This is a genomic window from Pedobacter sp. WC2501, assembly GCF_052682415.1.
The window spans coordinates 1,943,499-1,966,540 of record NZ_JBQZFI010000001.1 but is presented as its reverse complement, the minus strand read 5'-3'; the positions used below and the strand labels follow the sequence as shown (position 1 = coordinate 1,966,540).

Annotated in this window: 22 protein-coding genes; 9 read left to right on the top strand and 13 right to left on the bottom strand. The window is 36.7% G+C overall.

Annotated elements, in window-relative coordinates; genetic code table 11:
- Positions 1-91 precede the first annotated feature (91 nt).
- Positions 92-796, top strand: a complete 705-nt coding sequence (locus tag ACUN24_RS08560) for a head GIN domain-containing protein (protein ID WP_445562107.1) — start codon at positions 92-94, stop codon at positions 794-796.
- 122 nt (positions 797-918) lie between these two features.
- Entirely contained in the window at positions 919-2,595 is a 1,677-nt protein-coding gene (locus ACUN24_RS08555; protein WP_445562106.1) for a serine hydrolase domain-containing protein, read from the top strand.
- Positions 2,596-2,609: 14 nt separating this feature from the next.
- Here ACUN24_RS08555 and ACUN24_RS08550 read toward each other — a convergent pair whose 3' ends face one another.
- The 3 genes from ACUN24_RS08550 to ACUN24_RS08540 form a co-directional block, all read right to left on the bottom strand.
- Complete coding sequence (locus tag ACUN24_RS08550; protein ID WP_445562105.1) at positions 2,610-3,023, bottom strand: hypothetical protein; 414 nt, start codon at positions 3,021-3,023, stop codon at positions 2,610-2,612.
- 92 nt (positions 3,024-3,115) lie between these two features.
- Positions 3,116-4,525, bottom strand: coding sequence for a 23S rRNA (uracil(1939)-C(5))-methyltransferase RlmD (gene rlmD, locus ACUN24_RS08545; protein ID WP_445562104.1), 1,410 nt, complete (start codon positions 4,523-4,525; stop codon positions 3,116-3,118).
- A 141-nt stretch (positions 4,526-4,666) separates the two neighbouring features.
- Positions 4,667-4,777, bottom strand: coding sequence for a hypothetical protein (locus ACUN24_RS08540; RefSeq protein ID WP_025145553.1), 111 nt, complete (start codon positions 4,775-4,777; stop codon positions 4,667-4,669).
- Between the two features lie 368 nt (positions 4,778-5,145).
- Between ACUN24_RS08540 and ACUN24_RS08535 the strand changes: the two genes are divergently transcribed.
- Positions 5,146-6,540, top strand: coding sequence for a S41 family peptidase (locus ACUN24_RS08535; protein ID WP_445562103.1), 1,395 nt, complete (start codon positions 5,146-5,148; stop codon positions 6,538-6,540).
- Between the two features lie 114 nt (positions 6,541-6,654).
- Positions 6,655-7,113 carry a DoxX family protein gene (locus ACUN24_RS08530; protein ID WP_445562102.1) on the top strand — a complete coding sequence of 153 codons (459 nt, stop codon included), beginning with the start codon at positions 6,655-6,657 and terminating at the stop codon, positions 7,111-7,113.
- On the opposite strand, the gene ACUN24_RS08525 is transcribed toward ACUN24_RS08530, so the two are convergent.
- The gene (locus ACUN24_RS08525; protein WP_445562101.1) at positions 7,104-8,318 is read right to left on the bottom strand and encodes an ATP-binding protein; all 1,215 of its coding nucleotides are present in this window, start codon (positions 8,316-8,318) and stop codon (positions 7,104-7,106) included. The genes ACUN24_RS08530 and ACUN24_RS08525 overlap by 10 nt on opposite strands.
- Before the next feature lie 66 nt (positions 8,319-8,384).
- On the opposite strand from ACUN24_RS08525, the gene ACUN24_RS08520 reads away from it, so the two are divergent.
- Positions 8,385-10,082 carry a M28 family peptidase gene (locus ACUN24_RS08520; RefSeq protein ID WP_445562100.1) on the top strand — a complete coding sequence of 566 codons (1,698 nt, stop codon included), beginning with the start codon at positions 8,385-8,387 and terminating at the stop codon, positions 10,080-10,082.
- 1 nt (position 10,083) lies between these two features.
- Here ACUN24_RS08520 and rhuM read toward each other — a convergent pair whose 3' ends face one another.
- The gene (gene rhuM, locus ACUN24_RS08515; RefSeq protein ID WP_445562099.1) at positions 10,084-11,073 is read right to left on the bottom strand and encodes a RhuM family protein; all 990 of its coding nucleotides are present in this window, start codon (positions 11,071-11,073) and stop codon (positions 10,084-10,086) included.
- Between the two features lie 39 nt (positions 11,074-11,112).
- Here rhuM and crtD point away from each other — a divergent pair, with 39 nt between their 5' ends.
- Positions 11,113-12,600: a 1-hydroxycarotenoid 3,4-desaturase CrtD gene (crtD, locus tag ACUN24_RS08510; protein ID WP_445562098.1), complete on the top strand. Its 1,488-nt coding sequence runs from the start codon at positions 11,113-11,115 to the stop codon at positions 12,598-12,600.
- A gap of 153 nt (positions 12,601-12,753) precedes the next feature.
- Here crtD and ACUN24_RS08505 read toward each other — a convergent pair whose 3' ends face one another.
- From ACUN24_RS08505 to ACUN24_RS08485, 5 genes are read right to left on the bottom strand one after another with little or no spacing between them, the layout of a single operon-like run.
- Positions 12,754-13,257: a shikimate kinase gene (locus ACUN24_RS08505; protein ID WP_445562097.1), complete on the bottom strand. Its 504-nt coding sequence runs from the start codon at positions 13,255-13,257 to the stop codon at positions 12,754-12,756.
- Between the two features lie 20 nt (positions 13,258-13,277).
- A complete protein-coding gene (locus tag ACUN24_RS08500) occupies positions 13,278-13,724 on the bottom strand; it encodes a DinB family protein (RefSeq protein WP_445562096.1) in 447 nt (148 codons plus the stop codon).
- Between the two features lie 3 nt (positions 13,725-13,727).
- Complete coding sequence (locus ACUN24_RS08495) at positions 13,728-14,783, bottom strand: ABC transporter permease (protein ID WP_445562095.1); 1,056 nt, start codon at positions 14,781-14,783, stop codon at positions 13,728-13,730.
- A gap of 2 nt (positions 14,784-14,785) precedes the next feature.
- Entirely contained in the window at positions 14,786-15,937 is a 1,152-nt protein-coding gene (locus ACUN24_RS08490; RefSeq protein WP_445562094.1) for a BT_3928 family protein, read from the bottom strand.
- 35 nt (positions 15,938-15,972) lie between these two features.
- Positions 15,973-16,518: a DUF1599 domain-containing protein gene (locus ACUN24_RS08485; protein ID WP_121287840.1), complete on the bottom strand. Its 546-nt coding sequence runs from the start codon at positions 16,516-16,518 to the stop codon at positions 15,973-15,975.
- A 100-nt stretch (positions 16,519-16,618) separates the two neighbouring features.
- Between ACUN24_RS08485 and folP the strand changes: the two genes are divergently transcribed.
- The 3 genes from folP to cdaA all read left to right on the top strand — a co-directional run bounded on the left by folP (position 16,619) and on the right by cdaA (position 18,859).
- On the top strand, positions 16,619-17,470 hold the full coding sequence (gene folP / locus ACUN24_RS08480; RefSeq protein WP_445562093.1) for a dihydropteroate synthase: 852 nt from the start codon (positions 16,619-16,621) through the stop codon (positions 17,468-17,470).
- Positions 17,471-17,607: 137 nt separating this feature from the next.
- Positions 17,608-17,970, top strand: a complete 363-nt coding sequence (locus tag ACUN24_RS08475; RefSeq protein ID WP_445562092.1) for a four helix bundle protein — start codon at positions 17,608-17,610, stop codon at positions 17,968-17,970.
- A 97-nt stretch (positions 17,971-18,067) separates the two neighbouring features.
- On the top strand, positions 18,068-18,859 hold the full coding sequence (gene cdaA, locus ACUN24_RS08470) for a diadenylate cyclase CdaA (protein WP_121287783.1): 792 nt from the start codon (positions 18,068-18,070) through the stop codon (positions 18,857-18,859).
- Between the two features lie 660 nt (positions 18,860-19,519).
- Here the strand turns inward: cdaA and ACUN24_RS08465 are convergent.
- From ACUN24_RS08465 to ACUN24_RS08455, 3 genes are all read right to left on the bottom strand, one after another.
- Positions 19,520-19,930: a BrxA/BrxB family bacilliredoxin gene (locus ACUN24_RS08465; RefSeq protein WP_445562091.1), complete on the bottom strand. Its 411-nt coding sequence runs from the start codon at positions 19,928-19,930 to the stop codon at positions 19,520-19,522.
- Between the two features lie 97 nt (positions 19,931-20,027).
- Positions 20,028-20,525 carry a CCC motif membrane protein gene (locus tag ACUN24_RS08460; protein WP_445562090.1) on the bottom strand — a complete coding sequence of 166 codons (498 nt, stop codon included), beginning with the start codon at positions 20,523-20,525 and terminating at the stop codon, positions 20,028-20,030.
- Between the two features lie 742 nt (positions 20,526-21,267).
- Positions 21,268-22,182 (bottom strand): hypothetical protein, encoded by a 915-nt coding sequence (locus ACUN24_RS08455; protein WP_445562089.1) that lies wholly within the window; start codon positions 22,180-22,182, stop codon positions 21,268-21,270.
- Between the last annotated feature and the right edge of the window lie 860 nt (positions 22,183-23,042).

The following is a 23,042-nucleotide window of genomic DNA, read 5'->3' as shown; positions in this document are numbered from 1 at the left end:
TCTAATATCTATAACCAAAACACAAAATCGAAGCCCTTATTGCACAATATCGCGTAATGATAGCTTCAGAATCATTTAACAAAAAACGACTATGAAAATCCTTATCAAATCATCCGCCATTTTATTTATAGTGGTAACCAGCTACATCGCTAAAGCACAGGAAACTAAAAATTTTACCGTTAAAAATTTTAATAGTATCGGTGTAAGCAGTGGAATCGACTTGTATCTAACCCAAGGTGGCAGTGAGAGTGTGAGCATAAAATCAGATTCGGAAACATTAAAAGATATTATTGTTGAGCAAAGCGGCAGTAATGTTATCATAAAATTTAAAGACGGCATCAACTGGAGCGGCATGTTTAAAAACCGTACCATTAAAGCTTATGTAAGTTTCAAAAGTCTAAATGCTATTGCAGCATCAGGCGGATCGGATGTTTTTACACAAAATCAGATCAAAACAGATAAACTTGCTATTCGCTCCTCTGGTGGGTCAGACTTAAAATTAACGGTGGTTTGTAACGACTTATCTATCCAATCAAGCGGTGGTAGTGATATCGATTTAAAAGGCAAAGCAGAAAATATGACCATTCAATCCAGTGGTGGTAGTGATATCGACGCTTATGAATTAATTACTGATTATGCAAAGGTGCAGGCTTCTGGTGGTTCTGATGTAAGTCTTTACGTAAATAAAGGCTTGGAGGCCAGTGCCAGCGGTGGTGGCGACGTGAGTTATAAAGGAAACGCTTCACTTAAAAAAACATCAAGCTCAAAAAGTGGAGATGTACACCATGTAAATTAAAAGTTTAGTTTAGTTAATAATAATCGCTGCTTTGTGGATGCAAAGCGGCGTTTTTTATTTAAAATTTAGCGGAATGCAACCCTTTAGCATTTCCTATCGTCTATAATCATACATCTAACCGTATGAAAAGCAAAATCTCAATTATTCTCTTTAACACTCTCTTATTAAGCACCCTGTGTTATGGGCAAACCCCATTATCAAAAAGAATTGACCGTGTATTGTCTGGTATCATAAAACCCAACGAACCTGGTTTTGCAGTTGGGGTTGTAAAAAATGGTCAGTTTATCTACAAGAAAGGTTTTGGCTTGGCAGATTTAAAAACCAATAGAAAAAATACAGCTGAAACCTCTTTTAATATTGCATCTGATGGTAAAAAATTTACCGCTGCATGCATTTACCTTCTTCAGGCACAGGGCAAGCTAAAAACCAGCGACAAAATTTCAAAATATTTCAAAGATTTACCAAAATATGCTGATAGCATTTCTATAGACCACTTGATACATCATCAAAGTGGCTTAAGAGATTACGATACACTAATCTGGTTGGTAAATTTTGATGAAAATACTTTAATTGATGACGACAATGCTTATCAAATAATAGCCAGTCAACATTCATTAAACTTTATTCCAGGTGATCAATTTAGCTATAGTAATTCAGGTTATTTTTTACTTTCCTTAATTGTTAAAAAAGTATCAGGCATGGATTTAGTTCAATATGCCGATAAGTACATTTTCAAACCATTAAAGATGAATAACACTACTTTTTCGAGAACGCATCAAGTTCTGGGGAAAGCTAATGGCTATGTATTAGAAAATAAAAATTTTGTTGAAAATATACTCCACACAAAAACCATAGGCCAGGGAAATGTTTATAGTAAAATCAGCGACTTGGATAAGTGGTTTGCAGAGATGAAACAGCATACCATTCTTGGAGATAGCGTTTGGAAAAATATGCTTAAGATTGGTAAAACAAACGATGGTAAATCTACTGTTTACGCTGGCGGATTGTTTGTAACAACTAATAAAAATAAAAGATTAATAGCTCATGGCGGAGATTTATACGGATATCACTCTTCCATGCGTTACTTTCCAGATGAAGATTTAGGCATTGTTGTTTTCACTAACAATGATACTATTAGTCCTGAAAACAATTTTGGCCCTGATGATATTTCAGATAAAATTTTGGGAGAAATCAATCCAGGAAATGATAAGTTAGAAGACATAGCTAAAAATAATGCGGAAACACCATATACCAAAAAAAACCAAGATACGCTAAGCTATAAAGGTCATTATAAAATTGAAAATGACAGTAGTAAGCTTTTCTATGTATCCGGTAACAGCAGTAAATTGACCATTTTACAAGGTTGGAATGAAATTAATTATCCAATCATCCCCTTAAATGATTCGCTATATTATATTGATAAAACCATCAATATAACATTTCAATTTAAGAAAGCTATCGGCGGCAAGATGAATAGATTAGAGATTATTCAAAATGGAAAAACGACTATAGGAACACGAATAACAACCACCGAAACAACCCCATTTAATAACAGTGAAATGAGTTTCTATAACAATGAGATTAACTCATATTACAAAATCATTCAAAAAAATAACGATTTTCAATTGATTATGCCAAATGGCAGATTAAGCCTGGTATTACTCCAAAAAAACAAGTATAGAATCTGGGAAGCAGGAACAACTGACATCACATTTAAATACGCAAATGATAAAATTACAGGTTTTACACTAAATCACGTCAGGGTAAAAAATTTACAGTTCAGTAAAGTGAGCAATTAAAATATTAGTATTTTTTATCCTCTTCCCTTCTTATACGGATAATAAATAAAGTTGGCGCCTTCAGGAACAATTACGAATACGCACATAAAATCTTCTGGTTTTTTATACACTTTTAAGAAGGGTTCTTTTTTCTCCTTACTGATGATTCCTTTTTCTACAAACTCTTCTAAAGTAGAAGCTTGTATCGTCCAATCGGTATTAAGTTCTTCTTTGTTTAAGATAAGTTCGCCAATGTTCACCTCATGTTGGTGCGCAATAAAGATCGGGTGGGCTGAAATGCCTTCAACCATAATTTCGATGGCTACTTCTTTAATCGCATCAGCATAAAACTCCAGGTCTTTTTCTAAGCTTACCAGCGGACTTTCCTGCTTCTTTTGTTGTGCTCCGTCCTCTTCGGGCGTTGCGCCTAATAATTCTTCTCTATCCATACCTAACTACTAATTGAATTTTGATTGAGTGAATTGTTGAATGTTAAAGCCCAATTGCCTCATTCAATCCCTCACTCATTCAATCAATTCTATTACTTTAACCTTAACAATACTACATTTTCTACATGCTGCGTATGCGGAAACATATCCACCGGTTTAATGCGCACCACATCGTATTTCTCTTTCAGTAACTCTAAATCTCTTGCTTGCGTAGCCGCATTACAGCTTACATAAACAATTTTTTCAGATTCCATTTCCAGTAACCTTTGTACTACATCTGCGTGCATACCAGCGCGTGGCGGATCGGTAATGACCACATCTGGTTTACCATGCGCCAATATAAATTCTGAAGTCAGGATATCTTTCATATCGCCAGCATAAAAGATGGTATTATCGATCCCGTTTAATTCGGAGTTAAACTTCGCATCTTCAATTGCGGTTGGCACATACTCTACGCCTACTACCTGCTTCACGTTTTTTGCAATAAAATTCGCAATGGTACCTGCACCGGTATATAAATCATAAACCAGTTCATCGCCTTTAAAACCGGCGAAATCCCTGGTGATTTTATATAATTCAAAAGCTTGCTCAGAATTGGTCTGATAAAAAGATTTCACCCCAATTTTAAAACGGATGCCGTCCATTTCTTCGAAAATATGATCACGACCGGAGAAAACCACCACATCCTGATCAAAAATGGTATCGTTTTTCTTTTGGTTAACGATATATAACAATGAAGTTATCTGTGGAAATTCATTTTGAAGAAAACCCATCAAACCATCAACCTGCTCTTGCTCCGGATAAGCGAAAACGACCGCTACCATTACCTCTCCGGTAGTGGAAGTGCGGATAATCAAGTTACGTAAAGCGCCTTCATGGTTACGCAGATCGTAAAAAGACAAACCATTATCAGAAGCATATTTACGCACCGAATTCCTGATGGAGTTAGAAGGCTCATCCTGCAGGTAACAGTGCTCAATGTCTAAAATTTTATCAAAACGCAAGGGTACGTGAAAACCCAGTGCATTCATATCAAAATCCTCTTCGCGTTCCATATCGGTTTTTTCTAACCAACGTTTATTCGAAAAAGTAAACTCGAGTTTATTACGGTAATACCTGTTTTTTGCCGAACCAAGAATAGGTTCAGTTCCTGAGGTGTCTATTTTACCTAAGCGTTGTAACGCAGCCTCAACATTTTTCTGCTTAAACTTTAACTGCGCATCATAACCCATGTGTTGCCATTTGCAACCACCACAGGTTCCGAAATGAGGACAAAAAGGATCTGTACGAAGTTCCGATTTTTCATGCAATTGCTCGATGATTGCTTCTGCAAAATTCTTTTTCTTTTTGGTCAAGCGTACATCTACCACATCGCCAGGAACGGCTTTGTCAACAAAAATGACCAATTCGTCGGCCTTGCCAACACCTTTTCCTTCTTCAGCGATATCGATGATATGTACGTTTGGAACTATTGTTACCGTACCGGGTTTTCTTCTACTCATTATTTTGCAAAGATAGAAAAAAGAGCTTAAAGGTAGAAGGCAGAAAGGTGGAGGGTTTAAAACCCGGTTAATCAAGAAAGATTAGGCAATACTGTCTTGTTCGAACGAAGATTGTTCGTTAAGAAAAATTATATTTCAAAATTATTTTCCAAAAAATTTAAATGCAGCGCCCCAAAAGCCATCTAACCAGTTAAATTTTAGGTCAAATTTTTCATCTACCTGTACAGAAAACTCTAATATTTCTTTGCTCATGATAAAAAACCTATCTATTTAAGCAATAATACCAAATTCATACCAAAAACCAAAACGGTATAGATTAATTTTATGTTAATTTTACATCAAATGGTTAAAAGCCGTCTCCATCAGAAAATTCAGTTTTGATCTGTATTGGCATCATCAGTTTCTATATCTCACCAACCGTACCCTCAACATTTTAGTACAAAGTGGCCACCAAATAGATCGCCGGGTAAAAACAAGTTCTCATGCATTACTAAACTAGCCCTTTTTTTTGACACAAAGGTTTAATCATTAAACTTAGCTGTCATGTACACCAATAGATAACGGAGGTTAGATTTATTTTTTATACTTGTAGTCTGTTAAGCTTAATGATGCTATCCTCTATGAAATCCATCCTAACAAGTGTATTACTTTTATTCCTCTTTTCTTTTAACTCTTTTGCACAGCCTTGTAATTGCAGCCTGGAATTTAATTATGTTAAAGATAAAATTGAAAAAAATTATGCAGGTTTTAAAGATAAGGTGAATGCTAAAACAGAAGCTATCTATCATAAACGCACACAGGCTGCACTTGAGCAATCACAATCAATAACAACATCCGCGCACTGTGTTTATTTAATTAATGAGTGGTTAACCTTTTTCAAAGATGGCCATATTCAAATAGGCAGAAACAGGATTTCGAAAGAAAGAGAAGAAACTAAATTACAAGAACGTATTCAAGCAATGGAATGCTTAAGCCTGTCAAGCCAGGAGCTCGCCAAGCTTAAAAACACAAAAGGGATTACGGGCATTTATTGGAATGAAGATTCCACATCCCGAATAGCAGTGATCAAAAACAAAACAAGCTTTCGGGATTATGCGGGGGTTGTCATTTCCTCAAAACCTGGCAAATGGTTGCCTGGACAGGTAGTGTTATCCCTTAAAGGCAGCAAGGATACACTTAAAGGCATTATGTATGATCGATATTATATTCCTACAAATGTGTCATTACAAATTAAGGGAAATACTTTAGGCGCTTTTAAAAGAGAAGGAAGTAAGCAATCGTCAACAGAACCTGTTGGTGAAGCAACTGTTGCGAGTAAATCACTTTCCACAAAAACACTATACATAAAGATTAGCACATTTAATCAGCTGAATGCAAAGAACATAGATTCCTTGTTTAAAGCAAATCGATCTAACTTAAGTAAAATGCCCTACTTGATCCTTGACTTAAGAAATAATGGTGGTGGCGCTGATTTTGCTTACAAGCCCATAACGCCATATCTTTACACAAACACATTCAGAGAAATCGGTGCAGATGTACTGTCTACAGATGACAACATAGCAGGTTGGGCTGCAATAGCTACAACAAATGGCCTTCCACCTGATCAAAAGGTGTTTATTAGCAATGTCATTAAAAAAATGGAACAAAATAAAGGTAAACTTGTCTCCTTCTCCGATGATAGCAATTTCAGTTTAGACAGCGTTACGCCCTATCCAAAAAAAATAATCATTTTGATTAATAAAAACTGTGGAAGCACTACTGAAGAATTTCTCTTGTTGGCCAAACAAAGCAGTAAAGTAACCTTAATGGGCGAGCATACCGCTGGTGTTTTAGATTATTCTAATATGAGAGGGGCAGATTTTAGCTGTATGCCTTACATGCTTTATTGGGCTACTTCCAGAAGCAGAAGAATTGATGAAGGGATGGCAATAGATAACGTAGGCATTAGGCCTGATAAAGTTTTAAAACCCGAACAGAACTGGATTAATGAGGCGAAGGATTACGTTGAAAAGTAAATTCAATGCAGCTCACAAAATCTGCTGGCACTACCTGATTTTCAATATGTTATTTGATATTATGATATAAATCCGTAACTTAATATATCATTCACATAAAAATGGAGGTTCATTATGAACGTTATCCGTAAAATTGAACATTGGGGAGATGTTCATCATTCGAAATGGCTGGATTATCTTCGGATTGTACTTGGCCTGATCATTTTTGGAAAAGGTGTTTCTTTCGTTAGCGACACATCCGTACTCCAGAATATGATCACACAAAACAACGTATTCGGTTTTTCAGGCGTACTGATCAGTGTAGCCATTCACATTGTTGCCTTTGCACATTTAGTTGGCGGTATTTTGATTACGCTAGGCCTGGTTACCCGCTTTGCTGTCGTCATTCAGATCCCAATCTTACTGTTTGCAGTGTTTTTTGTTAACCTTACCTCGGGTTTTTCTACACCGAATTCTGAATTGTGGTTTTCGGTATTGGTGCTATTTCTGCTCATTATGTTTTGGGTAGTAGGTTCAGGCCCGTTATCTGTTGATGAAGGATTGAAACGTAAAACGGGCAAGCGTTACGCGTAGCTTATAAGCTTTTGCATTAATGCATGCAGTGGCAGCGCTATGGCCCCACCCTGCATTGTAAAGGTATCATTACCTGCATAAACAACAAAGCTACTACTGGGTTTTACTTCTTGACAAGCAAAGTAAAACCCCTTTGACAATGAAGGCGCAGAACTTCTTTTAATTTCTATTGCCCATTTTTCCGTATCTGAAAATTCCAGAATTAAATCTATTTCTGCACCTCCAGGTGTTCCATAGTAGTAGGTTTGCACTCCAGATGGAATTACAGACATAATATTTTCGATCACAAAGCCTTCCCAACTTCCACCTACTACGGGATGACCAAGTAGTTCATTATAACTTTTTATATTGAGCAAGGCATGAGTAAGGCCGCTATCTCTTACATATATTTTTGGTGATCGCACAAGTCGTTTTCCAACGTTAACAGTATATGGCTTTAATCGCCTAACTAGTAATAAGTCTACCATCAAGTCCAAATACCTGGCTATAGTTACTCCTGTAACCTCGATATTGCGGGCCAAATGGGCTGCATTTAGCACACTACCTTGATTGTGGGCGAGCATTGTCCAAAAACGTTCGAGCGTTTCTGCAGGAATACGTGGTCCTAATTGAGGGATATCCCTTTCTAAATATGTTTTGATAAAGTCTCTCCTCCATGTCAAACTATTTTTCTCCGATGCAGCTAATAAACTCTCCGGAAATCCACCTCTCAACCAAAGGTCGTTAACCTTAACTAAATCCTCCTGTGCATACTCTACAACATTTACAGGAAAAAGCTCCAGATAAGTAATTCTTCCAGCTAACGATTCGCTAGACTGTTTTAATAAATCTAAAGATGCCGATCCGAGAAACAGAAATTGTCCGGCCTTATTCCCTCTTCTACGCTCTTTATCCACAATCCCCCTTATTTGCGAAAATATTTCAGGCAAACGTTGAACTTCATCAAGAATTAAGAGTAACTCTTTGTTATTTTGATGGAAAGCAGTGATGTCTCTAACTTTTTCCCGATCTAACTGGTCTTCGAGATCTACATATATAGATTTAACCTCATCAATAAGGCTGATGGCTAATGTAGTTTTACCTATTTGACGGGGGCCTAATAACACCACAACAGGGCTACGCTGCAAAGCTTCTTTAAGTAATAACTCTAAATTTCGGGCAATCATGTGTGCAAATGTAACATATAATATTACATTTGCATACATAAATACTTGTTTAAATTGATAAAAAGATTCAAAAGCTATTGTTATATTTCGCTTTTACCGACGATTATGAAAACAAAAATACTTTTCCTACTGCTTTTTGCGGGATTGGGATGTTACGCACAAAACCCAACAGACGAATATTTCAAGCTAACGCGGGCTGGTTTCATAGAAAAAAACGCCTACGAAACCACAGCTTTTGTAGAAAAATACTTCCGCGTACCCGGCAACACAGGCTTTAACGCAAGCATTCATTACGTAGAAAATATCCTTAAAAAAGCTGGTTTTGTAGAACAGAAACAGAATGAGTTTGAAGCTCCCTTAACTTATCGCATCGAAAAAAGGACGATGAAAAACAGTACCTGGGAACCTGTTGATGCCAATATTGATATTGTAGGTGAAGCACAGCCACTTATTTCTTACAAAACCAACCGCAACATGATTCCCATAAACTGTAGCTCAACTCCTGCTGATGGCATTACGGCCAATGTGGTTTATATCGAAAAAATAGTTCCGGCGGAGATAGAAAAGATGGATTTAAAAGGAAAAATCCTGTTTTCGGAAAATAATCCGTCACGCTTACTTCAAATCGCAACCAAAGTCGGAGCCATTGGTGTTTTAGGCTATTCGATGCCAGAATATACCCAACCAGAGATTCATCAAACTTCTATTCAGTTCGGCAGCATGAAAGCCAATAGCGAAGTATGGACGCTGCTCCTATCTTTTGCTGCTAAAGAAAAACTAAAATCAGCTTGTTTAAAAGGTGAAACGAAATTGAAGGTAAATATCCAGACGAAAATATATCCTTCAGAAGAATTAACCATTGTAGCAAATGTTAGGGGCAGTATAAACCCTACTGAACGTTTTGTATTTAGCGTACAGGAACCCGGGGCAAATGATAATGCGAGCGGTGTAGGAACGCTGGCAGAAATGGCGAGACTAACCGCTGAACTATACCAGGCAAAAAAGATCAATCCGAAGCGCAGCCTGACTTTTTTATGGGGTGATGAAATTGTATCGACCAGAAGGTATATTACAGATGATACTACTCGTGCCAAAGGCATTTTATGGGGAATAAGTTTGGATATGGTTGGCGAAGACACTCAAAAAACAGGAGGTTCATTTCTGATTGAAAAGATGCCCGATCCATCGGCCATCTGGACAAGGGGAACAGATAAACATACCGAATGGGGCGCCGGCGATGTTAGTGAAAAAGATCTTTTCCCACATTATTTTAACGACTTCATCTTTGATATCTGCAAGGCCCAGGGTAAATATGCAAACTGGACGGTTAATTATAATCCTTTTGAGGGCGGCAGCGACCATACTCCGTTTTTGCAAAATAAAATCCCAGGACTACTGATGTGGCACTTTACGGATGTATTTTACCATACGGATAATGACAGGATCGACAAAGTTTCGCCAACTGAAATGAAAAACGTTGGGATAAGCGGTTTAACTGCAGCTTATACTTTAATTTCTGCCGATGAAAACACGGCTATAGCTACTGTTTCGCAAGTTAAAGCAGACGCTTTAACACGCCTAAAAACTGAATTTGAGCTCAGCAAAAAAGCAATTGCTGATGGAAAAGCAACAAATGACGAGAAGCATATTATTGAGGTTTGGTGCAAATGGTATGTTGATGCATTGGCAACCATCAATAAAATTCCAGTAAAAGCAGAAACCACAAAAGTAGGCTCGGCCATTAAATTTGCGACCAACGAGATCGAAAAGCAAACAAAAGTATATTTAGCCGAATTGATGTAGATTAGTTTTTATAGTTGATCAAATTAATAACTACTTTAACCATCATCTCTTTTTCTTTAGGATCACTTTCTGCGATGAGTAAGGTAAGCGCAACCAGCGCATTATCGGCAATTCTTTTTGTACCATCTTCGCGATAGAGCATTTTATTTTTATCCAGAAACCAAACAAATAAAAAGGCAGCGATCCGTTTATTTCCATCCGAAAATGAATGATTTTTTACTACGAAATATAATAAATTGGCTGCCTTTTCTTCCACGCTCGGATAAAGCTCTTCTCCATCAAATGTTTGATAAATGGTGTACAATGAACTTTTAAATGATTGGTCTTTTTCATTTCCAAAGAGTTTGCTTCCTCCAAACTTCGTTCTTAAATCATCTATGGCTTCAAGTGCAGAATCGTAATCTATTTTAAAATCGCCTCTATTGCCAGAAACTTCATTTTCCAGCTGCTGATGGTCGTAACGGTCAAGAACATCTAAAGCATAAACATAGTCAGTAAGAATTTTAAAGGTATCTTTTAGCTCATCATTATTAAGCAAGTGGCTATTTTGAACAGCATTAACCAACTTGATCGCCTGCTTTAATTCAATGAGTTGCTGGCTTTGTTCTTGCAATTTTTTATAATTTAAGGCATATCCATTTAATAAATAATCTTTTAAAATCTGGTTGGCCCAAATCCTGAATTGCGTTGCTTTAATTGAATTTACCCTATAACCTATCGATAATACCATATCAAGACTATAAATATCAACTGTTCTTTTCACCTGTCTTACGCCTTCAATGCGAACTATTTCCATTTTGGAAATAGTTGTTTTATCCAACTCTTTATCTTGATATATATTCTTGATGTGTTTATTAATCGCCGGAACCTGAGTACCAAAAATATCAGCAATCTGTTTCTGGGTTAACCAAAGAGTTTCATTCCTAATTGCCACCTCTATAACGGGAAGTCCCTCTTCATTTTTATAAATTATAATTTCATCCTTAGTCATTGCCTTAAGTTAGTAAAATATTTATTCTATTTTCGCATTATGCCTAAACCAAAAGCCATAGTTATCGGTACCGGAATTGCGGGAATTGCATCTGCCATTCGCCTCTGTATAAAGGGCTATGATGTTGATGTTTTTGAAGCCAGCTCAAAACCTGGAGGTAAGCTCGGAGAAATAAAAATGAATGGTTTCAGGTTCGATGTCGGCCCAAGTCTTTTTACCATGCCGCAATATGTGGATGAACTTTTTAAACTGGTCGGAAAAAATCCTGAAGATTATTTTAAATACATTAAACTAAAAGAAGTTTGCCGTTACTTTTATGAAGATGGCTTAAGGTTAAACGCTACGTCCGATCTTGATAAATTTGCTAAAGACATAGAAGAGAAAACCAATTCAACTGCAGCGGAAGTCGAGCAATTTTTTAAAAAGAGCAAAACAATCTACGAGGTTACTCATCGTGTATTTTTAGAAAGGAGTTTGCATAAACTTAAAAGTTACCTTCATTGGGATACTTTAAAATCGATATTCCGTTTTGGGCAGATTGATGCCTTTAGAACACAGGCCAGGGCTAATCAATCATTTTTTAAAGATGAGCGGATCACGCAGCTTTTTAACCGCTACGCCACCTATAATGGCTCAGATCCATACCAGGCACCGGCTACATTGAATGTAATTCCACATTTCGAATATCATTTTGGCGCTTTTATTCCAAAAGATGGCATGTATGGCATTGTTAAGGCTTTGATTAAACTGGCTGAAGAACTGGGCATCCGGTTTCATTACAGCCAAAAAGTCGAAGAAATATTATACACCAATGAAAACAAACCTAAAATAAACGGGGTAAAAGTTAACGATAAAACCTACAAAGCAGAGGTAGTGATCTCTAACCTTGATATCTGGTTTACTTACAAAAATTTACTTAAAGGCATAGTTGAACCTAAAAAATTATTAACCCAGGAACGCAGCAGTTCGGCATTGATTTTTTACTGGGGTATGGATGGGAACTACAGTGATTTAGGCTTACATAATATTTTCTTCGCTGAAGACTACCAAAATGAATTTAATGCCATCTGGAAAGATAAAACCATTTGCAATGATCCTACTGTTTACATAAATATCAGCGCTAAACACCTCAGAGGCGATGCGCCTGCAAATGCTGAAAATTGGTTTGTGATGATTAATGTACCTGCTAATACGGGACAAAACTGGGATCAGTTGATTAAGGAGTCAAGGACAAATATTATCAAAAAAATCAACCGGATTCTGAATAGAAATATTGAAAAGGATATCATTTGCGAACAGATCCTGGATCCCCGGAGTATTGAAAGCAAAACGGGATCTTATCAGGGTTCTCTGTATGGCAACAGCTCGAACAATCAGTTTTCTGCCTTTTTACGACATCCCAACTTCAGTTCTAAGGTTAAAAATTTATATTTCTGTGGAGGAAGTGTACATCCGGGCGGAGGAATTCCTTTGGCATTGTTATCAGCGAAGATAATTGATGATGATATTAGTTCAGTTGTTCATTAGGCATTGGTCAATAGTTTAATGGTCCATGGTTAATAGCTATCAGTTCAATAGTCAATGGTTCACTAGTCAATAGTTTATTGGTTCATGGTCGATAGCTAATGAACTATATCAAAGCGATTAACAGACTTAAGACTCGGGACTAAGGACTGCAGACTAACGACTTCCCCTAATCGCTTCCTCTAACTTCTCTCCATCAAGATCAAATGCATCTACAATTATTTTCGCTTTTGTATAAAAAGGATCGCGTTCCTGAAGTTTTTCTTTAATGAATACCAAGAGTTGTTCATCATCTAAATCTTTAATCAACGGGCGCTTTTGGCGGTTATGTAAACGTGAAACCAAAGCCGCAGGATCCATTTGCAGATAAACCGTTTCGCCATGGGCGTTCATCCATTCCATATTATCGAAGAAACAAGGCAATCCACCTCCCGTAGCCACCACACAAGTTTCCGGATAATTGTATGTTTTAAGCATTTCACTTTCGTAAGCTCTAAAACCGCTTTCACCAAATTCTGCAAAATATTCGGCAATACTTTTACCAGTTTTCGAAACAATTTCGGCATCGAGATCTATTACCGGACAATCTAAACGTTGTGCCAATTGTTTCGCTTTGGTGCTTTTGCCGGAACCCATATATCCGATAAGGAAAATTTTCATTTGAAGTTCTTATAGCCGACCTATAACAAATGGTCGCGTTTTAACATAATATAATCGGTTACAGGCGGTGTAAAACCTGCCTTTTTTAATAAAGTTACAACCTGTCCGCGATGATAAGTAGAGTGATTAAATAAATGAAATAAAATTTCGTCTATACGGTTTTCATATTGATCACCTTTTGTATTAGTATATAAAATCCGCTTATCTAAAGGATGATTATTCAATGCTTCCCTGGTCAGCCTGAAATTTTCTAAAGAGAGACTTTCAAAATCTTCTGTTGAGTGGATATCCCAAACACCATAGAGCGGTTTTTTGCCAGAAATCCGTTGTGCCCAAATATGCTGTGCATTAAGCACGTGACTGAACAAACGTGCTGCATCAGGCAATTCAATAGTTGTTGATTTAAATATTTCGATGATGCGGGCATCGGCAAGCTGGGTATAATTTATAATTTCTTCCTCGCGCATAACCTAACTTAATTTAACTCTTGGATCGACATAAGCATATAAAATATCAACCAGGATATTAATGACTACAAATACGAAAGCGATAAAAAGAATTGAACCCATTACAACGGGAAAATCGGACATTTCTAAAGCGGTTACCGTTGTTCTTCCTAAGCCGTTATAGCCGAAAATGTACTCTACAAAAAAAGAACCCGCCAATAAAGAGGCAAACCATCCTGAGATAGCGGTAATAACCGGGTTCATGGCGTTTTTTAAAGCGTGTTTATAAATTATGGCATTTCTACTTAAGCCTTTGGCCCTTGCAGTCCTGATATAATCCTGCGCCAAAACATCCAGCATGGCGCTTCTGGTAAGCTGTACTATAATGGCCAATGGCCTTAAACCCAGCGTTATCATTGGTAACCATAAATTTCTCAGGGTCAATACCTCACCATTAAACGGATCGTAAGAATATAAGCTGCCACTCATTTTTAAACCTGTATAGTTGCTCAGCACAAATCCGAAGAGCCAGGCAATAATAATTCCCGCAAAAAAAGAAGGTGCAGATATTCCTAAAATGGCAAATGCATTTGCCGATTTATCAATCCATGAATCTTTATAAACCGCTGATAGCACACCCAAAAACACACCAATGATGGTGGCAAAAATCATTGCCGTTAAAGCAAGGATGAAGGTATTTGGTACGGTTTCAGAAAGGATTGCAGTTACATCGCGTTTGGTTTGGTACGAGCTCCGCAGATAGGGCCATTTTAATGCCAGTACTTTTTTATCAAAAGCAATCAGTTTTGCATAATGGTATTTCTGCTGACTGGTACTATCGTTATCAACAATACTGATTGGAGATAAATCGTTAATATATAAAATAAACTGCACAGGCTTTGATCGGTCTAAACCAAATTCTTTACGAACTGCTTCAAGTGACTGAACATCGGCCCGTTGCCCCATTGTCATCCTTGCAGGATCGCCGGGCAAAATATTAAACAGCACAAAAACAACCAATATTACACCACCCATTACCAGTAGTCCATACATCAGTTTTTTCAGTGCGTATCCGATCATATTTATTTATCGAAATATTTTCTGCTTAACTGGTCAAAAGTTGGCACATTATGAAAATGCCATTTATTAATCACCACACCATTCTTCATTAACAAAACACCTGGATTTGCCCTTACCATGCTTTTTAAAGGCACTGCATCTGCATAAAACACTTCAGAAAACAAGTTGTTCTTTTTGATAAACGCCTGAGCATCCTGTGCTGAATTGGAAGTGAGCAAAACCGTACGGATATTAAACTGCTGTGTAGCATTAATGGCAAGTGCATTTAATTTACCAATAGCTGCCTCATTTGTATTATGAAGATCGTAAGCCACAAAAATCAGATTATAGTATGGATTTTCAATTAGTTCCTTGGTATAATCAGTGCCTGAAGCATCAGTAATGTTCAAATCTTTGATTTTAGGCTCAAAGCCTTTTTTAAGCAGTCTTTTTGCCGGTTCACCAATAATTTCCCAATTGTCATCCTTCCAGATCTCAGTTTTGAGATAGGCTTTATCGCTCATATCTTTCTCCTCTTTGGTTTTTTTATTCTTCAGGTGGTACATGATTTCAAATTCATCAGGCTTTTCTCCCGGAGGGATTACCATTAACGAGGGAAGATGTGCACCAACTTTATATGGCAGGAAGTCAATAACCGGCAAAACATTGTAAGTATATAACCCAAAACCTAAGGATATAACCGTTACTATGATGGCAATATTTCTTTGTGTAGTTTCTTTTTTAAATAATGGCTGAATGAGGTTTTTGTTTAAGAAAATCACAATAATCAACGCCAAAAGGATCAGGTCTTTACTGAACGATTGCCAAGGCGTTAGTGGAATGGCATCACCAAAACAACCGCAGCTGGTAACCACTTTAAATGCGGCAGAAATAAATGTTAACAGCGTAAAAAAGATTATCAGCAACAATAAGCCCCAGGCTATTTTTTTACTCCAGAAACCCAATAACAATAACGCACCCAGCACAATTTCCAAAGTACAGAGCAAAATGGCAATACCTGTAGCCATACCGCTGAGGAAATTCATATGAAAAACTTCAAAATATTCCTGCAGCTTATAACCAAAGCCAAGCGGATCGTTGGCTTTTATTAATCCTGAAAATATGAATAAAGCACCGACAAAAATCCTGGAGAATCTTAAAAGTATATTTCGCATCTATATATTTATTTTTTTAAAGGCTTAAATGATATTTACTTAACGCCGAGTTTGATCAGCGCGAAAACCGAATAGTTCAGCATATCCTGATAATTCGCATTAACACCCTCTGAAGCCAGCGTTTGTCCTTCGTTATCTTCTATCTGTTTAACCCTAAATATTTTCATCAAAATCAGGTCGGTTAACGAGCTAATACGCATATCGCGCCAGGCCTCACCATAATCGTGGTTTTTAGCAAACATTAAATCTTTAGTTTCTGTTACCTTTTCTACAAACCTTTTTTCAACTTCATCATAAGGCATTTCATTGGGGTCGCTTTCGGTCAATTCCAGCTGCATCATGGCAATAACACAATAATTAATAATCCCAATGTATTCAGAAATCACACCCTCTCCCACCTTACTTACTTTTTTTTCTTCCAGGGTACGGATGCGTTGTGCTTTGATAAAAATCTGGTCAGTGATCGAACTTGGCCTTAAAATCCGCCAAGCAGTGCCGTAATCTTTAGTTTTTTTTAAAAATAATGATCTGCAAACTGCAATCACTTCATCGAACTCGGTAGAGGTATTTGTTTGTGTCAAAGCCAATAATTATTTAGTTTTTAGTGTATTTTTGTTCTGAAAAAAACAAAAGCTAAAGATACATTTTTAAAGCGAAACCCAAATCCCGAAAGGGTTTATTATGGCAGAAAAAAACTTTTTTGAGCCCAAACAAAGCTTAAATATTAAGGGTAGACTGATCGATTTAAGCAGCCCAAAAGTAATGGGCATTTTAAATATAACCCCCGATTCTTTTTACGACAATAGCCGCACAAAATCAATAGACGAGGCTTTAATCAAAGCAGCCCGATTTCTTGATGAAGGTGCTACATTTATTGATATAGGAGGATACTCATCGAGACCGGGCGCAAAGGACATTTCAATCAATGAAGAAATAGACCGTGTGGTGCCTGTGGTGGAAAGTTTGGTAAAAACATTTCCGGAAGCAGTCATTTCTATCGATACTTTCAGGGCAAAAGTTGCTCAGGAAACCATTTCGGCCGGTGCGCACATTATTAACGACATTGCCGCAGGCGATATTGACGAACAGATGTTCGATACTGTAGCTAAGCTACAGGTACCTTACATGATGATGCATATGCAGGGTACTCCTCAAAATATGCAGCAAAATCCGGTTTATAATAATGTATTGCTGGAAGTAATCGATTATCTGGCGAAAAAAGTTGCGGCACTTAAGGCCCTGCACATCCATGATGTAATCATAGATCCTGGTTTTGGCTTCGGAAAAACGACCGAACATAATTACGAGCTGCTCAAGCAGATGGAGGCCTTTAAAATATTTAAGCTGCCTATTTTGGTGGGTTTCTCGCGTAAGGGAATGATTTATAAAGCGCTTGGCACTTCTGCAGCAGAGGCCCTGAACGGAACTTCTGTACTTAATACCATTGCGCTGAAAAAAGGCGCAGGTATTTTAAGGGTACATGATGTTAAGGAAGCGGTAGAGTGTGTGCGGTTGGTGGAGAGATTGGGTTGAGCGGATATGTGGGTTAATCGGTTAACTGTTTAAACTGGTTAACCGTACAATCGCAAATTGCCTACGTCTGGTAATTTCGATAATTTGTTAAATTGCGATTGCGCTCGTGTTCCTCATATAATCTAAACTTAATTGTTATGCATATTTACTCATTTGAAAAATTAGAGACTTGGCAAAAAGCCAGGATGTTCAGAAAAGACATTTATAATTTGACCAGGAAATTCCCAAAGGAGGAGGTATTTGGCTTAACAAGTCAGATCAAAAGATCTGCAAGCAGTATTAGTGATTGCTTAGCAGAAGGTTCAGCGAGAGTTACGCCTAAGGATAAAGCACATTTTATAACAATGTCTTATTCAAGTGCAATCGAAACCATCAACCATATTATTGGCGCATATGACCTTGAATATATCAGTGAAGAAGAATATATTTCATTTCGACTAAAACTTGATGAATTAACAAACAAATTAAACGCTTTGCGCAAATCGATATTAAAAAATTAGGTTTTCTGCACCAGCTCCACAATTAACCGATTAACCAGTTCAAACAGTTAACCTATCTTGCTTGTAAACTGAAATCCGTTTTGCTATCTTGCCACTAATGAAAGGTTTTGATTTTGATTTCCTTAAAGTATCGCCAACTGATATCGTTGATATTATTCTGGTGGCCTTATTAATTTATTACGTTTATACGCTAATCCGCAATACACTAGCTGTTAACCTGCTTGTTGGGATGTTTATTATTACAGTTTTTTACTGGATAGTAAAGGCCTTACACATGGAGTTATTGACCGCAATCATAGAAAAGTTTATGAGCGTGGGGATTATTGCATTGATCGTAATTTTCCATCCGGAGATCAGGCGCTTCCTTTTACTGATCGGGAAAAATGCTTTTCTACAAAAAAACAAAGCGTGGTGGGGTTATTTATTTGGCCGGAAAGAAATCGAAAGAAATAATTTAACCCGGATAAAACCAATTATAGACGCCTGTAAAAGCATGAAGAAAACACGTACAGGGGCATTAATTGTATTCGTTAAATTTTATGATGAACAGTTTTTTGCCAATAGCTGCGAATTTGTTGACTCCAAAATATCGAAACGTTTGCTGGAAAGTATCTTCCAGAAAAACAGTCCACTGCATGATGGCGCCGTAGTGATCTCAGAAAACAGAATTAAAAGTGCCAGCTGTATTTTGCCTTTAACAGATAACGATCAGTTACCTTCCCAATTTGGATTAAGACACCGTGCAGGTATTGGTGTTTCGGAAACAACTGATGCTGTTGCGGTGATTATATCAGAAGAAACCGGAGAAATCTCATATGCCAAACAAGGAAGGGTAAGAATGAATGTTTCTTTCGGAGAACTGGAGAAGTTGCTGAATAAGGATTTTTAACGCACCGATTAAGGTGTTTTTAAGTGATTACACCGCTTAAAAAGCTAAAGCATCATTTCCGCCGTGCACATTATTAGCAGTGATAGATCCATAAAAAATCCGTTACTGCGAGGAGGTACGACTAAGCAATCTATCATGCTAATGATCCTTGCTATAAAGATTGCTTCGTCGGCTGAAAAAGCCTTCTTATAATGATGATCCCCCGGGGAGATTTATTTCCATTAAATTCTACTGTCATTTATATTGATTTTATAAAACAAATTATCCTTCAGGATGACATAATGATGAATACTCCGTGTTTCAGTGCTTCCGTGGCAAAATAAGACCTCTTTGGTTTACCATGTCTCGTTAAGACCTGTATTTACTTAAATTTTCGCCGCGATTCCATAAAAAACTAAAGCCTTAGCGAGACGCTAAGACTAGGTGAGTGTTGTCATTCTGAACGCAGTGAAGAATCTCCTGCTGAACACTCAGAACCTTAAACTATAATAATATAAATCTAATTATTTGCGTATATCATCTATTTAGATCCTTCATTGCATTCAGGATGACAAATTAACGAAACTCATAAATATAAAAAGGTGAATGTTTCCATTCACCTTTTCAATATATTTTAAGAATCACCTATCGGTGTAATCCAATAATCTTTATAATCAATTTTTAACAGTATTGTTCAAAAGCACCAATCAGGTTGTCTGCAATCATTTGTGCTGGTCTTCCTTCAATCTGGTGGCGCTCAATCATATGAACCAATTTACCATCCTTAAATAAAGCCATTGCCGGAGATGATGGAGGAAAAGGCATCATGTAATTTCTAGCCTGATCTACAGCTTCTTTTTCCATACCTGCAAAAACAGTAACCAATTTATCAGGATGTTTTTCGTGTGCTGCTGCTGCGCGAGCTGCCGGACGTGCATTTGCTGCTGCGCAACCGCAAACTGAGTTCACCACAACCAACACAGTTCCTTCGCCTTTAATAGCCTGATCTACGTCTTCTACATTTTTTAACTCTTGAAAACCAACGTTAGTTAATTCCTTACGCATTGGCTCTACTAAATATTCTGGATACATTATCTTAGTTTTTATTTTACAATATCAATATTACAAAAATAAGAAAATCGAATGGCATGCACCATCCGATTTATATTTTTAAGGTAAAATTAATGATCTATTTCACACCTTGGATAAGATGATCAAACATTTTAGGATTAGTAATTGCTCCAGCTATAATTAATACAACGATCACGATAAATAATACACTTAAAATAGTCGCAATCATTCCGCAGATTTTACCTGCTTTTGCATTTTTATATGATGATTCTGTATACAAACCCGGGTTAAGCTGATATTTTTTCATATCACCAGCACCTAATATCCAGGCAATTACACCAAATATCACTCCAAATATCCCATAGAAACAACAAGCTGGGATCGCTAAAATACCCAACACAAGAGAAGCTGTAGCATTTGGTAAGTTCTGCTGACCAAAACCTCCTCCTCCAAACTGGCCAAACGGTGGTGGCTGCTGAAATGGTGGCGGTTGTTGGAAAGGTGGTGGCGTTGCAGGTCCCTGATCAAGTGGCCGAAAAGGGGCTGGTTCGGGATTTTGATTCTTTGAAAGATCTATAGGTCTATTTTCTTGAGGATTTTCCTGTTCTTCTGACATAGGTATATTTAGATAAATTGGTGAGTGTATATTTTGTAAATGTAATTGATATTGTTTTCATATAGCTGCATATTATTTATTATCAACTAATAATCAATAATTTATAAAAATATATGTTTATATATTACTACATTTTTCATCATTCTTTATTACTATTGTGTTACTTTTATAACTCATAACTACTAAAAAATCAAGGTAATATTACGAGAAAAAAAAGGAACAAAAAATAAGAGCGGTTTATATTTGGATATTTATGTCAATAAGGTGAGAAATTATAAATTTCTAAAGCTATCTGTTTTTACTACCCTAAGTCTATTGATGAAAGAAATCAACAAAGAATCTTTACTGGAATCAAAGCAGAATCTCAATAAAAAGATGTGCTAGAGTACCCAAAGTTCGTCAGACAGGTCGAAGATCGCACTAAGCAGTAATTAACCTTTGAGCTTTTACTTGGCTCGAGCTTAAAAAATTATAAGGAATTACTGAGCGAAAAAATCCTGATCCAAAGATCAGTTCCGTCTGTTTGGCTCAAAACAGCTCATCAGTTTTCTGCGAAATAGGATGTTAGCATGAATGCGAAACGCATGTAGACTTTTACCGGAACACCCATTAAAAGCTAAACGGAGAAACAGTTACTTTATCCTTATTGAGTGGAAAAGCTAAAGAGCTATAGCGTTTGTTTTAGACTCCTTGCATAAGTTTAAGCTAGTTTTGATTGTTCCTATGTCTATCTTAATTTTTGTTATTGACTATTTTTATATGTTAAATTTTCTAGTTTTTGTTTAAGTATTTGATTTTCTTTTTTCAAATCGATTAAATAAAGTGTTATTTCTTCAACCTTTTTAAGCAATTGTTTACTCATCTCCCCCAGCTCTACACCATTCGTTTCTGTTTCTTTAGCTGATGGCATGCCTGGCAGGTAACCTTTTTCTTTAATGTGTTTTTCAGTATCTTCTAAACTCGGTAATAAATAGTCTTTACTGAATACGTAGTCAGGCCAACCAATCATATCTACCCGTACTTCTTTCGTATGGATTTTACCATTAACGGCCAATTTTTCATCAGGTGCTGTAGTGCCAATGCCTACGTTTCCAATAATGCTAAAATTATTTACGGTATGTGTTTCTGATATGTTCGCAGTGTAGTTCTGAATGTCAGATAAAATTTGTTGATTTACTGGCGCTCCACTAACCATATAGGGAACAGATTTCATACTCTCGCCAGTAGAAAGTGTCCAGCCGACAAATGTATATCCACGATCATGATAAGCGTCAGAATAAGGAACATCAAGTGCTAGATACTTCTTTCCATTGTAAATACAGGATTTCAACTGCCATTTTCCTTGAGAATCGTCCATAGAAGTTAATGCTGCCGAACTATTTCCATAAGAAGCGGAAGAATTAATTTCAGCCACATTTATACGATCAAATGCTGAAGTATGCCCTCGAAATGCCGTAATCTTACCAACGGCAAAATTTTTGTCAATATTGGTTCCGTTATAAATTTCATGTAAGAGAATTAGGTTACGCGTATAATCTCCATATCCATTACCTCCAATATTAATACTTTTATAATTGCCAGGTGCCATAACTGTGGTTTGTGCCTTTATACTTAAAAAGGAACTGATGCATATTGCACATAGTAAAATCTTCTTCATTTCTTAATGTTTAGTCTTTTTTAATGCTGCTACCTAAGCTTTAAGCTTCCTTAAAGCTTTATCTCGTTTTATTTTATCTTTCTCAAATTGATTGATTCTTTTTTTTTGCAATCGTATGCAAAGTAAGTTCTTCTGCCTTTTTAAGCAGCTTTTTATTCATTTCGCCCATTTATACACCATTTATTTCTGCTTCTTTAGCTGGTGCCATGCCAGGGCAGGCATCTTTTTCTAATGTGCTATCAGTACCTTCTAAACTAGGTAATACATAGTCTTTACTGAACGCTAATTAGGCCAAACAATCATATCTACACGTAATTTTTAAGCGTGAATTCTCATTAAATCCTAGTTTTTATTTGGGAGATCCGGTTCCAATACCTATACTGCCCTAAGCATCGTCCCCTATCAACATAAGAAAATATGGTTTCTTGATGAATAAGAACCAACTTCTAAATTCCAATTTACCAGCAAGGAGGCGCGTACTAAAAGCACTTTAGAGGTCCATTCAAAATTAATACAATAGTTAAAAATAACTGTTATTCGATATTCGAAAATTTAATAATAAGTGGCATCCTAACCCGGATAAACAACCTGGCGTGTTTCTTTTACTTAACTAACTTTAAAAATCTGATTATTAGAAAACAAGCTCATATATTATATAATGAAACGAAGGGAAGCTTTAAAGCTATTTGACTGAGAAGCGCTTAATAGATTCTTGGTTTCTTAATAAAGCTAAGATAAATACTAGCTTTTAAACTTCAAAATCTAGTTTTAAACAGTTGATAATTGGAACAATCACTTAATATTATTGTGACACATTCATCCTCTTTATTTTCATAACAGTATTAGCGTCTACTAATCAT